Raw genomic sequence first — 13,497 nt, 5'->3', positions numbered from 1 at the left:
CCTAGATGACCTACCAAGACCGCGAAATCGAGAAGCAGTACTTCACCATCGGCGAAGTGGCCCAGCAGTTCAACGTGGCCCCCTCGCTGATTCGGTTCTGGGAAACGGAGTTCGACGAGCTGCGGCCCCGCAAGAGCAAGAAGGGCAACCGCCTCTACACGCCCCAGGACATCGACATCTTCCGCACCATCTACCACCTGGTAAAGGAGCGCGGCTACACGATACCCGGCGCCCGCGACCTGCTCAAGCAGAAAGGCCCCCAGCTCAAGGAGAAAATCGACGTGATTCAGAGCCTGGAGAAAGTTCGCAAGTTCATGATGACGATGAAGAAGGACCTGGACGCGCTGGGTAAGGCGCAACAGAGCTGACACCGTTTGTCATCCTGAGCGCGGCGAAGGACCTGTTCAGAAGCCAACAAGGGATTAGCTTCTGAACAGATCCTTCGCAGGCTCAGGATGACAGGCCTTATTTCGCTACCAGCCGTTATTATATGTCCGCCCCAGCCCCCGACGACACCCTCCTCCACGAAGTCGCCCTGACGCTGTTCCCGAACGTGGGGCCGCAACTGACGCGGCAGCTGATGAGCTACGCCGGCTCGGCCCGCAACGCCCTGCACTTGCCGGCGGGCAAGTTGCTGCGGATTCCGGGCGTGGGGCCAAAAACGGTGGAGCTGCTGGTGGGCAAGCCCCGCACCGACGCCCTTAACCAGGCCGAGGCGGCGTTGCGGCGGGCCGAGAAAGAGGGCGTGCAGTTGCTATTCTACACGCACAAAGCGTTTCCGGCGCGGCTCAAGCTGCTGCCCGATGCGCCGGCTTTGCTCTACTACCAAGGCACTTCGGACCTCAATCAGCCCAAAACGCTGGCCCTGGTGGGCACCCGGCAGGCCACCGACTACGGCCGCGAACAAACCGAACGGCTCATTAAAGGCATTGCGGCCCACCGCCCACTCATCGTCAGTGGCCTGGCCTACGGCATCGACATTGCCGCCCACCGCGCCGCGCTGCAGGAGGGGCTGGAAACGGTGGGCGTGATGGCCACCGGCCTCGACGTGATGTACCCGGCCGTGCACCGCAAAACGGCCGAGAAAATGCTCACCCAGGGCGGCCTGCTTACCGAATTCCCCTTCGGCACCCCGCCCGACAAATACAATTTTCCGCAGCGCAACCGCATTATTGCGGGCCTCGCCGATGGAACGGTGGTGGTCGAAGCGGCCCGTAAAGGCGGGGCGCTGATAACGGCCGACCTGGCCCAGGGCTACGACCGCGACGTGCTGGCCGTACCCGGCCCGCTGGGCTCGGCGGCGTCCGAAGGCTGCCACGAGCTTATCAAGAGCAATAAAGCCGCCCTCTACTCCGAGCCTCGCGACATCGAGCAGCTGCTCAACTGGGACCTGGCCCTGCACCGGCACGGCCGCCCCAAAGCCCCCAAAACCTTCGACCCGCTCGATTTCACGGCCGACGAGTTCGGCCTGCTGACCGTGCTGCAGGCCACGCCCAACCGCGAAGAACACCTCGACACGCTGGCCTGGAAGGCCCAACTGCCGGTGCATTTAGTTGCGGGAATACTGCTGAGCCTGGAGTTCGGGGGCGTGATAAAGGCGCTGCCGGGCAAGCGGTTTGCGCTGGTGTAGCGTTGCGAATCTACCAGGAGTTGTAACTCAATATCCCACCCGACCAAAGCAAAACACCTTCCAACTGAAGCGAAACACCTCCCAATTAATCGAAAATACTTCCTAACTATTCGAAAACACCCTCCGACCAAAACGAAACACCTCCTAACTATTCGAAAACACCCTCCGACCAAAGCAAATCACCCTCCGACCAAAGCGAAACACCTCCCGACTATTCGAAAACACGTCCCGGGCTTGCATGCATGTCCGGCGGGGCTACTGTGTAACAGCAGTTATTGACTGAATACGCCGGTTCGCTCACCCATTACCGCTGGCGCAACCGAGGCGCTAACTAGTTGCGCCCGGTTGGCGGGGTACCTGGTTAATGTCAGGCTGGGGCAGTAGCTTTAGCTATTTTTTACTCCTTCACCTTGGTATCATATGAAAACACTTCGACTCTTTATTACATTGGCAGCCTGCACGCTGGCGGGGGCTTCGGCTGCCCAGGCGCAGGCGCTGGACCCCACCTTTGCCGCCCCCAGCGTGTACGCGCCCGGCGCCGTGTACTCGGCCACCGAACAGGCCGATGGCAAACTGGTAACCGTGGGCAACTTCTCGCGCATCAACGGTACGGCCGTGCCGCGGCTTGTGCGCTTCAACGCCAACGGCACCCTCGATGCGGCCTTCAATCAGCAGGTAGGCAGCAACGCGGTAGTTTACCGGGCCCGCCTGCTCAGCAACGGGCAGTATATGCTGGTGGGCTTCGACAATACCCCCGTGCAAGCGGGCGGCGTTACGCGGCCGGGTGGGCTGTTGCGGCTGAATGCCGACGGCAGCGGCGACGCCAGTTTCGATGCGGGCTCCGGGCCTGTTGCTGCGGAGGATAATTACACGAGCCTTGATGATGCGCTGCCCCTGGCCAACGGCCAGACGCTCGTTGTAGGTCGCTTTGGCCAGTTCAGTGGCGCGGCGGCCAACAACCTGGTGCGCCTGAACGCGAATGGGTCGGTGGATGCGACATTTCGGCCGGGAACCGGAGCCAACGACGAAGTGCTGACTGTTTGCCGGTAGCCAACGGCAAGGTGCTTATTGGCGGTAGTTTCTCGGAATACAACGGGTTTGTCTGCAACGGGCTGGCCCGATTGAACGCCGACGGCTCGTTCGACACGTCCTTCACCTCTTCGCTGCAGTCCGGATCCGGCGTCAACAACCTGGCTGTTCAGCCCAACGGACGCATTCTGGTATTGGGCTATCTGACAACCTTCTCGGGGGGCTCCAGCAATTCAACTGCACTGGTGCGGCTCTTCGATAATGGGGCCCTCGACAACAGCTTCGCGGTCCCTACTACAATAGCCACGGACTTCAATATGTACAGCTATTACGGCGACGCACTGGTAGTGCAGAATGACGGCAAGATTCTGGTTATATCCACTACCAGGCGTCCTCTCACGCGGTTGAACGCAAATGGTACCTTGGACCTATCATACACTTCTCCTGCTGCCGACCCTGCTCTCCCTTCCTATTCCTTAACCCTGCTGCGTAACGGCCAAGTGCTGGCGGCCGGTGCTTTTACCAGCTTTGCCGGAACAGTGGACCAACCCCTGGTTCGGGTAAATACCAGTGGTAGCCTAGACGCCGCTTTTACGCCTAATATCCAGCTATCCGGCACTATTTCGGTGGTAGCCCGGCAGGCTGATGGCAAGCTGGTAGCCGGGGGTAATTTCTCGGAAATTAACGGGCAGCCGGTGCGTCGTCTGGCTCGCTTCAACTCCGATGGCACCCTGGACGCGGCCTTCATTTTCAACACGGGCAATGCCCTCAACCTAACCGTTAGCGACCTGGTGCTGCAGCCCAACGGAGCCGTGCTGGCCACCAACGGCCCAACCCTGTACCGCTACCTGCCCAACGGCAGCCGCGATAACGGTTTTGCGGCCCCCATCTTCTCGAACCCCAACTTTTCTGGTTTGGTGAACCGCGTGCTACTGCAAGCTGATGGCCGTATTCTGGTGGGCGGCAACCTCAACAGTACTACTGGCAGCCCGGCCACCAGTGCTGCGCGTCTTACCAGCACCGGTAGCTACGATCCAACCTTCATGCTGCCTCCAAACACCGGTTCCAACGGGATATTCCTGCTCTACAGCATGGCCCTGCAGCCGGATGGGAAGCTCCTGATAGGCGCCAGATTTCGGGATGCTTCGGGCGGGTCTTCCTCCGCTGCCCGCCTTGTTCGGTACACGGCCAACGGGAACATCGATCCTACTTTCACCAGCACCAACTTCACCTCGCCCTCAGGGAACTCCATCGGCGTTCAGCTTAGGGCGCTGATTCTGCAAGCGGATGGCAAAGTGCTGGCCGCAGGAACGGTCAATACTGCTACTGGCCCGCTTACCACTTTATCTCGTCTGAACCCCAACGGCTCTCCGGATACCGGCTTCGCGCCACCTGTTATCAATGGCTACGTGTATAGCCTGGCGGTGCAGCCCAACAACCGCATTCTGGTGGGCGGGCGCTTTACGTCGCCTACGGCCCCCTCCCAGCTCGCCCGGCTGCTGCCCAGTGGCAACGTCGATGCCTCCTTCGGCCCCACGGCCGTACCCAACGGCGCTGTATCGGCGCTACTGGCGCAACCCGACGGCACTATCATTATCGGGGGCCAGTTCACGAGCATAGGCGGACAGCCCAGCATGGCCCTGTCCCGCCTTGTGGCTCCCAATGTACTGCACGTAAAAGCCCCGGCGGCCGTCGCCGAACAAACCACCGCCTGGCCCGTGCCCGCGCACACGCAACTGCACGTGGCCCTCGCACCCACTGCCCACGCCCAGTTGCTTGAGCTGCTCGACGCGCTGGGACGCCCGGTGCGGCAGCAGCCGCTGGCGGGCCGCCAAACAACCAGCTTGGCGCTGGAAGGCTTGCCGGCTGGCATCTACCTATTGCGCGTCACCTACGCCGAAGGTATCGTTACACGCCGCGTACAGGTGCAATAGCGCCCGCTGAACTACGCACAGCAAGGGGGCTGAACCGCAGGGTTCAGCCCCCTTTTTCGTAGCTGACCATAGTTTATCGCTTACTTTACGGCCATGATGTTTCTGAACAACGAGTTGCTACCCGCGGCCTGCTTGCCGCTGCCTAACCGGGGGCTGCTGTTCAACGACGGGTTCTTTGAAACGCTGGTATGGGCGGAAGGCGGCCTGCGCTACGGCCCGCAGCACCTGGCCCGAATGCAGCGGGTCGCCGCTGTGCTGGCCCTGCCGCTGCCTCCGGCTCTGGCCACGCCCGCCGCGCTGGCGGCTACGCTGGGCCGGCTCGTGGCCGCTCAGCCGCAGCCTGCCCAGCCGCAACGGCTGCGGTTGCAGCTCTGGCGGCCGGGCGGCGGCCTTTACGCGCCGCCGGAGGTAGCGGGGCCAGCCGAGTGGCTGGCCACAGCCCAGCTGTTCGAGAAGCGTACCGCGCCGGTGGCGCGGGCCGGCTTCGGTACTACGGTGCGCACCCAGCTTAGCCCGGTATCGTTCTGCAAAGGCCCCAACGCCCTGCTATATGTGCTGGCCGCCCGCGAGCGGGAGCAGCGCGGGCTCGATGAGCTACTGCTGCTCTCGGCGGCCGGGCACGTAGCAGAAGCCGGCGCAGCGGCCGTGGGCTGGGTGCGCAACGGAGCGGTGTACGTGCCGGCCGAGGCAGCGGGCGGCGTAAGCAGCGTGCGGCTGGCCCACCTGCGTAGCACGGCGGCCCATTTGGGCGTAGCCTGGCACGAAGGGCTCTATGAACCGGACGCGCTGCTGACTGCCGAAGCTGTGTTTACGGCCAATGTAGCCGGCCTGCGGCCCGTGCTGGCAGTGGAAGGCCAACCGTTCGGCTCGGCGCAACATCCGCTGCTGCACCGTCTACTGGCGGCCGACGCTGGATCGGCGGGGTAAGCTGAATGATGTTGTCTCTTAAAATAACGGGCTCTTAGCGCTGTTTCTGGCGATGCTGGCGCCGGAGCTGCATCCAACTTTCCGTGTGGTGTACCAGGTCGGACTCAGTCACATCGTTCTCGCGCAGGACTTGGCGGCGGTCGAAAGCGGGGTTTTCCAGCGAATACAGGGCAACCCAGGCCCGATGCTTACGCGAGAGGCCCGGCAATCCGTCATCATCGGCGGGGTTCTGGTCGGAAGCAGACGAAAAATTCAGCATCGCCCAGTTACGAAATTGGTGGCGACTTGGATTGTGGTGCCCGCATCAGGCCCTGTGGCGCTGAACTACACGGCTACCGGCGCCTTAATAGCGGGCCAGGGATCATAGTTTTCCAGCGTGAAATCTTCGTACTTGAAATCAAAAATATCGGTTGCGGCCAGATTGAGAAGCATTACGGGCAGCGGCCGGGGCTCGCGCGTGAGCTGGAGAGCAGCCTGTTCGAGGTGGTTGCTGTACAAGTGCGTGTCGCCACCAGTCCAGATGAATTCGCCGGGCTCCAGGCCCGTCACCTGGGCCATCATCAGCGTGAGCAGCGCGTAGGAAGCAATGTTGAACGGCACGCCTAGGAACACGTCGGCCGAGCGCTGGTAGAGCTGGCACGAGAGGCGGCCATCGGCCACGTAGAACTGGAACAGGGCGTGGCAGGGCGTGAGGCGCATGAGGGGTAAATCGGCCACGTTCCAGGCCGAAACCACCATGCGGCGCGAGTCGGGTTGGGTGCGAAGCAGGTGCACCATCTGGGCAATCTGGTCGATGCTCTGGCCGTCGGGAGCCTGCCAGCTGCGCCACTGCTGCCCGTAAATGGGCCCCAGCTCGCCGTGCGCATCGGCCCACTCGCGCCAGATGCTCACGCCCACTTCTTCGAGCGAGTTGTTGCTGGTGTCGCCGCGCAAAAACCACAACAGCTCGTGGATGATGCTTTTCAGGTGGACTTTTTTGGTGGTTACCAGCGGGAAACCGGCCCGCAAATTAAACCGCATCTGGTAGCCGAACACCGACAGCGTGCCGGTGCCGGTGCGGTCGGTTTTGCGGGTGCCGTGGTCGAGAATGTGCTGAAGAAGGGCGTGGTATTGCTGCATGGCGAGGTAGCGGAAACGTGGACCGAACCAGCTTCCAGGCAGCTTGTGCAACTACCCTAGAAACGGTCGGATGGCAAAACAGGAGGCCAAAAGTAGGCAATCTGTCCAAGATGCTGCTACCACCCTACCTCCTGTCGGCGCAGCACTTTTTCGCACTTTTTCCAGTAGTTGAAGTAGCCGGTGAAGTAGCCGGCCACCTCCGGCACCAGCCAGGCGCGGGCGTCGTGGGTGCCGGGGTAGTGCCCCGACGAGGGGTGCTGGCGGGTGTACATGGCGGACTCCGGGGCCAGTGGCACCAACTCGGCTACTTCGCCCACGAATATCTGCACGCCGGCAATATTATCAAGGGCCAACTGCTGGATAAAACTCAGCACGGCTTCGCTGACCGGGAAACGCCGGAAATGCGAAGGCTCCAGCAGCAGCACCCGGTTGGCCGGCTCGTCGGCGCGCCATTGCGGGTCGAGGTGGTAGCTGTTGTAGAGCAGCAGCGGCAGCGCGGGGTTGATAACCGGCGCGGGCGTAACGGGCAGCAGCGTGGTAAAATCGGGCGCGGTGGTAGCCCGAAGCGGGGGCGGTACGGGCAGGTCGGGCAGGGTGCTGTAGGCTACATCGAGGTAGGTGTGGCGCTGCTGGCTGCCGGTGTAGTGGTTGATGTTTTCCTGGTTGCAGTAGTAGGGCTTGCTGGAAAATGCGCCCGCCACCCACTGCCAGCTGCAGGTGTTGCTGGCCAGGTCGCCATCGAGCAAATGGTAGTACAGCCATGCGGCCGGGGCCGCCCAGTGCGCCCGCCCGATGTTGCAGGCCAGGCTGGCCACGTATAGGCGCAGGTGGTTGTGCAGGTAGCCAGTTGCGTAGAGCTGACCGATATGCGCATCGACGGCCGCAATGCCGGTGCTGGCGGCGGGCAGGGCCACCGGCAGCTTCCGGTGCGCCACGCCGGGCTGGGGCTGGCGCAAATCGGTAAACAACTCCTCCCCTTTTGCCTCCCACACCCGCTGGAAAAAGTCGCGCCAGCCCAGTTCGCTGGCCAGCTTCTGCATGTCGTCGAAGGTGAAGCCGCGGGCCAGCAGGGCCTCGTACACCTGCCGGGTGCTGATGACGCCCCGGCTCAGGTAGGGCGAGAGGTAGGTAATGGCCCCGTTGAGGAAATTGCGCGAGCGGCCGTAACGGCCCGGGTCGATGGCCGCCACGCGGGCCATAATATCCTCGTAGCGGGTCGGGAAGCTAATTTCGGGGGCGGCGGCGGCTTCAGATTGGGTCTGGCCGGCGTGCAGCTTATGCAGGTGCGAACTCATGACAGGTGGCGGGCGTGGCAGCCGCGCTAGCGCTTACTGATTTTATTGTGCGTGATGCTGCGCTGCTGGTCGCTTTTAAAGCCGTCCACGTCGTCGGAGCGCAGGGCGCGGTGCTTGGTGGCCCGGCCGCTCACCCGTGCCCGCCACATCCGGAACGAGGAGGCCTTCATCTCGCGGCGCATGAGAGCAATTACGTCTTTCTCAGCCAGGCCAAACTGCGCCTCAATGGCTTCAAAGGGCGTCCGGTCTTCCCAGCCCATTTCGATAACCCGGTCGATATCGGCGGCAGATAAGGTTGGAAGATTGGGTTTTTCGGACATGGCGAAGCAGCGGCTGTTGGGATATCAGTGCTGCAACCGTTACGCTTTAGGAGATGTTTCGGGCGCACCTATGACTGAAAAAGCCACCTCCGTGGAAGTGGCTTTTTCAATGCATTTGTATCGCCTTACGCGTCAGCTTCGGCCGGCTTTTTCTCATAGCGCTGCACGGCGGCGCGGATGCGCGTGGCCAACTCGTACAACTCATCCAGCGAAGTAATATTCACCCGCTCCCCGCCTTCCACATCAAACATTGTCACGTACTTTTTGCTGCCATTAAAATGTAGGCGGCAGATGGGCTTGCGGTTGTTGTCATCGAGCAGAATACCGCAGTACGATTGCACGTCGCGCATTACTACGCGATTTACCGCCACCATTTTGCGCAGAATAGCCCGCACAATCATAAAGCCTTCGGCTTCCTCTACCGTAGTTTCGATTTCTTTATCATCTGCCTCTACGGCAGCCGAACCGGCAGTTTCGCTAACGAGCGGCGGCAACTCGGGGGCCAACATGCTGCTGTTGGTGTCTACCATGGCCGAGCGCAGGCGCATCGTGATTTTATCGTTGAGGAACTGGTGAAACGAGCGGTGCACCAGCGCACTGAACTGGTCTTTCAGCTTTGGGGTCAGCACGCCGTCGTACACTTGCTTCGATACGAAGTTGATAAAGTCAGTGGAGGGTTGGGTGAACTGTTCGTCGAAGTATTTCTTGAAAGCCCGCATGTACTTCAGGTTGTGCGCTGCAAACAGCATGTCATCAATATTGAATGATGGCTTGCTGAGCTTCTTGATTTCGGCAATGTCATTTTCGTGGAAGTTGAACAGGTCAAATTCCATGAAGGGCCGCTCGTCCATCTTGTTGGGCTGCTCTAAATCGGTGAACAGCCGATACGTGGAGCCATTGGTGAGAATGGCAATGCGGGCCTCAGTGACGTGGAAGTAACGGAACAGCTGGCTAGCGTTATTGATAGTCAGGTCGCCGCCCACCCGTTTACACTCGATGAGGATAATGGGCTTGCCGTCGCGCATAATGGCGTAGTCTATTTTCTCGCCCTTCTTGGTACCAATATCACAAATGAACTCGGGCACTACTTCGGTGGGGTCGAAAACATTGTAGCCGAGCGCATTAATAAACGGCATTACCAAGGCCGTTTTAGTGGCTTCTTCAGTTTGAACGTGTCCTAATTGCTTCTGTACCCGCGAGGCCAGATTCGTAAGTTGGTCGATAAGCTCCATGAAATTTTGGTATAATGACTTAGAATGGCTGAATGTAATTGCTTATCCTGAAAACACAAAAAGGACTACCCAGATGGAGTAGTCCTTTTTGCAGTGAGTTCAGTCAGTTTCTACAACGACTTCCCAGCTGGCTTAGCAGCCGGCGTAGTGGCGGCGGTGCTGGTTTTGGCGTCCTTCTTCATGCAGCACGAGGGCGTGCCGGCGGTACTCATGCTGCCGGCCATGTCGCAGTTCGCTTTGGTTTCGGTGGTAGCGGTGGTTTTTTTGGCCTTCTTGCCCTTGTCGCCTTCCGAGGCGGTGGCGGCCGAAGCGGTGAAGGCAAACAGGGCGAGGGCGAGCAGGACGTTTTTCATGACAACGAATGTGGTAGTGAAGGAAACAAATGCCCGAAAACGGCGGTTGGGTTTCGGTTGCTCCTAAAGTACGCAATGCCCGCCAGATTTCCTGTCGGGCTGTGCCTGGTTTTCCGGCGTTTTTAGCGGGCCGCCCACACACTTCGTTCATCGACCCGCGAAGACGGAGCGCAGCTTAGCTGTTCTCCGGCTCGCGCTGCCCGCCCTATGCCCCTTCGCCGCTACGCGCATCTGACCTTGTGGGCCCTTGGGCTGCTGACGGCCCTGGCCGTGTTTTTCGTGGCCCAGCTGCGATTCAACTACAATTTCAACGACTTCTACCCCGCCGGCGACCCCGACCTCGACTACTACGAGGCGTACGCCGCCCGCTTCGGCAACGACAACGACTACGTCCTGCTGGGCCTCGAAGCCCCCACGGGCCAGACCGTGTTTGACCCGCGCTTTCTGGTGCGGCTCGATTCGCTGACCCGGTTTCTGGACGGCCGCCGCCACGTGCTGCGGGTGTCGTCGCCGACCAATGCCAGCAACCCCGTGGTGGAGGGGCCGGGCGTGTTCAACCTGCCCTACCTGCACCCCTATGAGCCCGAGCGCCGCGCCCTCGACTCGGCACTGATTTACCGGACGCCGGGCTTGGTGGGCAACCTGATTTCGCGGGACGCCCGCGCCGCCACCATTCTGTTCCAGACTTCGCCCAACCTGAGCAAGCCACCCGGCGACTCGCTGCTGAGCGCGTTGCGGCGCGAGCTGGTGCGCCAGAACTTCGCCGAAGACCAGTACCATTTGGCTGGCAAGCAGGTGGCCCAATCAGTGTTTGTAGACCGGCTGCAGAACGAGCTGGCGCTGTTTATGAGCCTGTCGGTGGTGCTCGTGACGGGGCTGCTGTGGCTTACGTTCCGGACCTGGTGGGGCGTGGTGCTACCGCTGGTGGTGGTGCTGGGATCCATTCTGTGGGGCCTGGCCGTGATGTCGGCCTTCGGGGTGAGCATTGATTTGATGACAGCCCTGCTGCCGGTGATGCTGTTCGTGGTGGGCATGTCGGACACCATTCACCTGATAACGCGCTACGTGACGGAGCTGGGCTACGGGGCCGAAAAGCGGCCGGCACTGCTGGTGGCCATGCGCGAGTCGGCCTTTGGCTCGGGGCTGTCGGCCCTCACCACCAGCATCGGCTTTTTCTCGCTGATGACCAGCTCCATTAGGCCCATTTACAACTTCGGGCTGTTTACGGGCATTGCCGTGCTGCTCACGTTTATTCTGAGCTTCACGCTGCTGCCGGCTTTGCTGGTGCTGCTCAAGAAGCCCCAGCTGCGGGTGCCGCGCGAGCAGGGCCACAGCTGGGACGGCGTGCTGGGCCGCCTGTTCCGGCAGGTGCTCGCGCGGCGGCACTGGGTGGTGGGTATCAGCGCCGTGGTGCTGGTGCTATCGATAGGCTCGGCCTCCACCATCCGCATCAACTCGGCCCTGCTGGATGACCTCTCCAAAAACGACCCGGTGAAGCTGGATTTCCGGTTTTTCGAGGACCAGTTTGCCGGCGTGCGGCCCTTCGAAATGGCCCTCGACCCCGGCCCCAACCGCACGGTGTTCGACCTGGAAGTGCTGCGCGAAACCGAGCAGATGGAGCGGTATCTGCAAACAAGCTACGGCCTCAACTTCGTGGCCTCGCCCGTTACCATCATCAAATCGGTGCGCAAGGCCCTGAACGGCGGCCTGGTAGAAGAATACCGACTGCCTGCCACCGAGGCCGAGCTGGCGCGGCTGCTGCGCAAGGTGAAGCTGCTGAGCCGCAAGCCCGAGTTCCGGGCCCTGGCCCTGCCCGATGCCTCCCAGGGCCGCCTCACCGGCCGCATGGCCGATGTGGGCAGCATCAGGGTACACGCGCTCAACGGCGGCCTGCGCCAGTTTCTGCGCACGTCTATCGATTCGACGGTCGTGCAAACCCGGCTCACCGGCTCGGCCAACCTCATCGATAAGAACAACGAAAACCTGAGCCGCGACATGATTATCGGCATGACGCTCGACATCGTGATGGTCACCATCATCATCCTGGCCCTGTTTCGGAGCCTGCGCATGACACTTGTGGTGCTCATTCCCAACCTGGTCCCGATTCTGCTGGTGGCCGGCGTGATGGGGCTGGCCGGGGTGAGCATGAAGGTGAGCACGAGCATCATTTTCACCATTGCCTTCGGTATTGCCGTCGATGATACCATCCACTTCATGAGCAAGCTCAAACTGATGCTACTCAAGGAAGACAACCTGTTCCGGGCAGTGCGCAAAACCTACCTGATGGCCGGCAAAGCGGTTATCGTCACCTCCCTGATTCTGGTGGGCGGCTTCTCCACCCTGATTTTCTCCTCCTTCGACGGCACCTTCTACGTGGGCCTGCTCATTGGCCTGACGCTGCTGTTCGGCGTAGTAGCCGAGCTGACGCTGCTGCCGATTCTGATTCTGTGGCTGTATAAGCACGAACCCAAAGCCATTATCGAGGAAGTGGTGGTGCCGTAGGGGCCGGGCTCGCCCCCGCCCGCCGTTGAACGGAACCGTTGCAGTGGCACGAACGGCGGGCGGGGACAAGCCCCGCCCCTACGGCACCATCTGCGCCGAACTTCCCGCCCGTTTTGCTGGTTGACACCGGTACCCCCGACAGAAAGCTTATCTTTGCTTTAGCACCATCAAAAACCGTAATTCATGGAAGTAACCGTCGACACCCACCCGCTACTGCCCCGTATCGAGCAGGCCCTCGACGGCATCCGGCCCTACCTGGCCGCCGACGGTGGCAACGTACGGGTGCTCGAAATCACCGACGACATGGTGCTGCGCCTGGAGTTGCTCGGCGCCTGCGGCACCTGCCCCATGTCGGCCATGACGCTGAAAGCCGGCGTGGAGGAATCGGTGAAAAAGGCCGTGCCCGAAATCCGTTCCGTCGAAGCCATCAACCTCACGCCCATGAGCGAGCAGCCCGCCGGCCAAGTGCGTTCTTAAGCTATTAGCTGACAACTACTAGCTGTTAGCTTTTCCGGTCGAGCAAATCCCTACTTCAGCCGCGCCCCGCTCCTGCCGTTTCATCGGCGGCAGCGGGGCGCGGTGGGTTTATCAGGACTTGCATGAAAAGGCCTTTGTACTTGTAGCGCGAAGCTCCAGTTTTGCGTATCCTTGAACGATTACACACGGCACAGCAGTCAGCAACGACACGCGAAGCTGGAGTTTCGCGCTACAGCTTACGGCATACTTTTGAGTGAGACATAATTGAATTTCAGACACATTACTATGACCGATTTTTCTCCTTTCAAAGTGTTATTTGTTGATGGTGCTGCAAATGGCTCCCCTGAGCAGATGTATCAGGTCGTTGCAGATTTTGAGGATCAACTCTTCTCTGCTCATAAGAAGCTGTTCGATGAATATGGTATCCTGGATGGTCGGCTTTCATTGGTAGATGTGACAGCCTTGATTGTGGAGGGAAGCGACCCTGAACTACTTGGGCATTTTGATTTTGATGAAGAAAGTTATCAACTCGATATGTATGCGGACAGCGAAGAAGCACTCATACGATTTGCTAATATTGTTTGTCCTGTCTATCGTGATTTAGAAGAATTGGAAAGATACGTTCGACGTATAGCTGCTAAGTAGTCAAAGCTTCATTCCCGATTTCCTCCCGACCTTT

General features: G+C 60.5%; 14 protein-coding genes. 8 read left to right on the top strand and 6 right to left on the bottom strand.

The window, feature by feature from the left end; genetic code table 11:
• Positions 1-5: 5 nt before the first annotated feature.
• From BLW21_RS16220 to BLW21_RS16200, 5 genes are all read left to right on the top strand, one after another.
• Complete coding sequence (locus BLW21_RS16220; protein ID WP_092741952.1) at positions 6-368, top strand: MerR family transcriptional regulator; 363 nt, start codon at positions 6-8, stop codon at positions 366-368.
• A gap of 122 nt (positions 369-490) precedes the next feature.
• On the top strand, positions 491-1,630 hold the full coding sequence (gene dprA / locus BLW21_RS16215) for a DNA-processing protein DprA (RefSeq protein ID WP_092741950.1): 1,140 nt from the start codon (positions 491-493) through the stop codon (positions 1,628-1,630).
• A gap of 420 nt (positions 1,631-2,050) precedes the next feature.
• On the top strand, positions 2,051-2,680 hold the full coding sequence (locus BLW21_RS16210) for a delta-60 repeat domain-containing protein (protein WP_092741948.1): 630 nt from the start codon (positions 2,051-2,053) through the stop codon (positions 2,678-2,680).
• Positions 2,671-4,593, top strand: coding sequence for a T9SS type A sorting domain-containing protein (locus tag BLW21_RS16205; protein ID WP_092741947.1), 1,923 nt, complete (start codon positions 2,671-2,673; stop codon positions 4,591-4,593). Before BLW21_RS16210 ends, BLW21_RS16205 begins: the two co-directional genes overlap by 10 nt.
• 93 nt (positions 4,594-4,686) lie before the next feature.
• Entirely contained in the window at positions 4,687-5,520 is an 834-nt protein-coding gene (locus tag BLW21_RS16200; RefSeq protein ID WP_092741945.1) for an aminotransferase class IV, read from the top strand.
• A gap of 34 nt (positions 5,521-5,554) precedes the next feature.
• On the opposite strand, the gene BLW21_RS16195 is transcribed toward BLW21_RS16200, so the two are convergent.
• The 6 genes from BLW21_RS16195 to BLW21_RS16170 form a co-directional block, all read right to left on the bottom strand.
• The gene (locus tag BLW21_RS16195) at positions 5,555-5,779 is read right to left on the bottom strand and encodes a hypothetical protein (RefSeq protein ID WP_092741943.1); all 225 of its coding nucleotides are present in this window, start codon (positions 5,777-5,779) and stop codon (positions 5,555-5,557) included.
• A gap of 65 nt (positions 5,780-5,844) precedes the next feature.
• A complete protein-coding gene (locus tag BLW21_RS16190) occupies positions 5,845-6,639 on the bottom strand; it encodes a thymidylate synthase (RefSeq protein WP_092741941.1) in 795 nt (264 codons plus the stop codon).
• A 116-nt stretch (positions 6,640-6,755) separates the two neighbouring features.
• Positions 6,756-7,934, bottom strand: a complete 1,179-nt coding sequence (locus tag BLW21_RS16185) for an FAD-binding domain-containing protein (protein ID WP_092741939.1) — start codon at positions 7,932-7,934, stop codon at positions 6,756-6,758.
• 26 nt (positions 7,935-7,960) lie between these two features.
• Positions 7,961-8,254 (bottom strand): TIGR03643 family protein, encoded by a 294-nt coding sequence (locus BLW21_RS16180; RefSeq protein ID WP_092741937.1) that lies wholly within the window; start codon positions 8,252-8,254, stop codon positions 7,961-7,963.
• 125 nt (positions 8,255-8,379) lie between these two features.
• Positions 8,380-9,486: a type I restriction endonuclease gene (locus tag BLW21_RS16175; protein ID WP_092741935.1), complete on the bottom strand. Its 1,107-nt coding sequence runs from the start codon at positions 9,484-9,486 to the stop codon at positions 8,380-8,382.
• A 110-nt stretch (positions 9,487-9,596) separates the two neighbouring features.
• Positions 9,597-9,839 (bottom strand): hypothetical protein, encoded by a 243-nt coding sequence (locus BLW21_RS16170; RefSeq protein ID WP_092741933.1) that lies wholly within the window; start codon positions 9,837-9,839, stop codon positions 9,597-9,599.
• A gap of 207 nt (positions 9,840-10,046) precedes the next feature.
• On the opposite strand from BLW21_RS16170, the gene BLW21_RS16165 reads away from it, so the two are divergent.
• The 3 genes from BLW21_RS16165 to BLW21_RS16155 all read left to right on the top strand — a co-directional run bounded on the left by BLW21_RS16165 (position 10,047) and on the right by BLW21_RS16155 (position 13,463).
• The gene (locus BLW21_RS16165) at positions 10,047-12,341 is read left to right on the top strand and encodes an efflux RND transporter permease subunit (RefSeq protein ID WP_092741931.1); all 2,295 of its coding nucleotides are present in this window, start codon (positions 10,047-10,049) and stop codon (positions 12,339-12,341) included.
• Between the two features lie 183 nt (positions 12,342-12,524).
• Complete coding sequence (locus BLW21_RS16160; RefSeq protein WP_092741929.1) at positions 12,525-12,818, top strand: NifU family protein; 294 nt, start codon at positions 12,525-12,527, stop codon at positions 12,816-12,818.
• A gap of 285 nt (positions 12,819-13,103) precedes the next feature.
• Positions 13,104-13,463, top strand: coding sequence for a hypothetical protein (locus BLW21_RS16155; protein WP_092741927.1), 360 nt, complete (start codon positions 13,104-13,106; stop codon positions 13,461-13,463).
• Positions 13,464-13,497 lie beyond the last annotated feature (34 nt).

Source organism: Hymenobacter psychrophilus (genome assembly GCF_900107135.1).
GTDB classification, from domain to species: domain Bacteria; phylum Bacteroidota; class Bacteroidia; order Cytophagales; family Hymenobacteraceae; genus Hymenobacter; species Hymenobacter psychrophilus.
The sequence above is the reverse complement of the archived record's forward strand: the minus strand, read 5'-3'. Positions and strand labels throughout refer to the sequence as shown.

Bases quoted from the DNA above. Each gene is read 5' to 3' on its own strand.
- BLW21_RS16200 (WP_092741945.1), top strand. From the start codon at position 4,687: ATGATGTTTCTGAACAACGAGTTGCTACCCGCGGCCTGCTTGCCGCTG.
- BLW21_RS16210 (WP_092741948.1), top strand. From the start codon at position 2,051: ATGAAAACACTTCGACTCTTTATTACATTGGCAGCCTGCACGCTGGCG.
- BLW21_RS16175 (WP_092741935.1), bottom strand. From the start codon at position 9,486: ATGGAGCTTATCGACCAACTTACGAATCTGGCCTCGCGGGTACAGAAG.
- BLW21_RS16190 (WP_092741941.1), bottom strand. From the start codon at position 6,639: ATGCAGCAATACCACGCCCTTCTTCAGCACATTCTCGACCACGGCACC.
- dprA (WP_092741950.1), top strand. From the start codon at position 491: ATGTCCGCCCCAGCCCCCGACGACACCCTCCTCCACGAAGTCGCCCTG.
- BLW21_RS16180 (WP_092741937.1), bottom strand. From the start codon at position 8,254: ATGTCCGAAAAACCCAATCTTCCAACCTTATCTGCCGCCGATATCGAC.
- BLW21_RS16170 (WP_092741933.1), bottom strand. From the start codon at position 9,839: ATGAAAAACGTCCTGCTCGCCCTCGCCCTGTTTGCCTTCACCGCTTCG.
- BLW21_RS16195 (WP_092741943.1), bottom strand. From the start codon at position 5,779: ATGCTGAATTTTTCGTCTGCTTCCGACCAGAACCCCGCCGATGATGAC.
- BLW21_RS16160 (WP_092741929.1), top strand. From the start codon at position 12,525: ATGGAAGTAACCGTCGACACCCACCCGCTACTGCCCCGTATCGAGCAG.
- BLW21_RS16220 (WP_092741952.1), top strand. From the start codon at position 6: ATGACCTACCAAGACCGCGAAATCGAGAAGCAGTACTTCACCATCGGC.
- BLW21_RS16185 (WP_092741939.1), bottom strand. From the start codon at position 7,934: ATGAGTTCGCACCTGCATAAGCTGCACGCCGGCCAGACCCAATCTGAA.
- BLW21_RS16155 (WP_092741927.1), top strand. From the start codon at position 13,104: ATGACCGATTTTTCTCCTTTCAAAGTGTTATTTGTTGATGGTGCTGCA.
- BLW21_RS16165 (WP_092741931.1), top strand. From the start codon at position 10,047: ATGCCCCTTCGCCGCTACGCGCATCTGACCTTGTGGGCCCTTGGGCTG.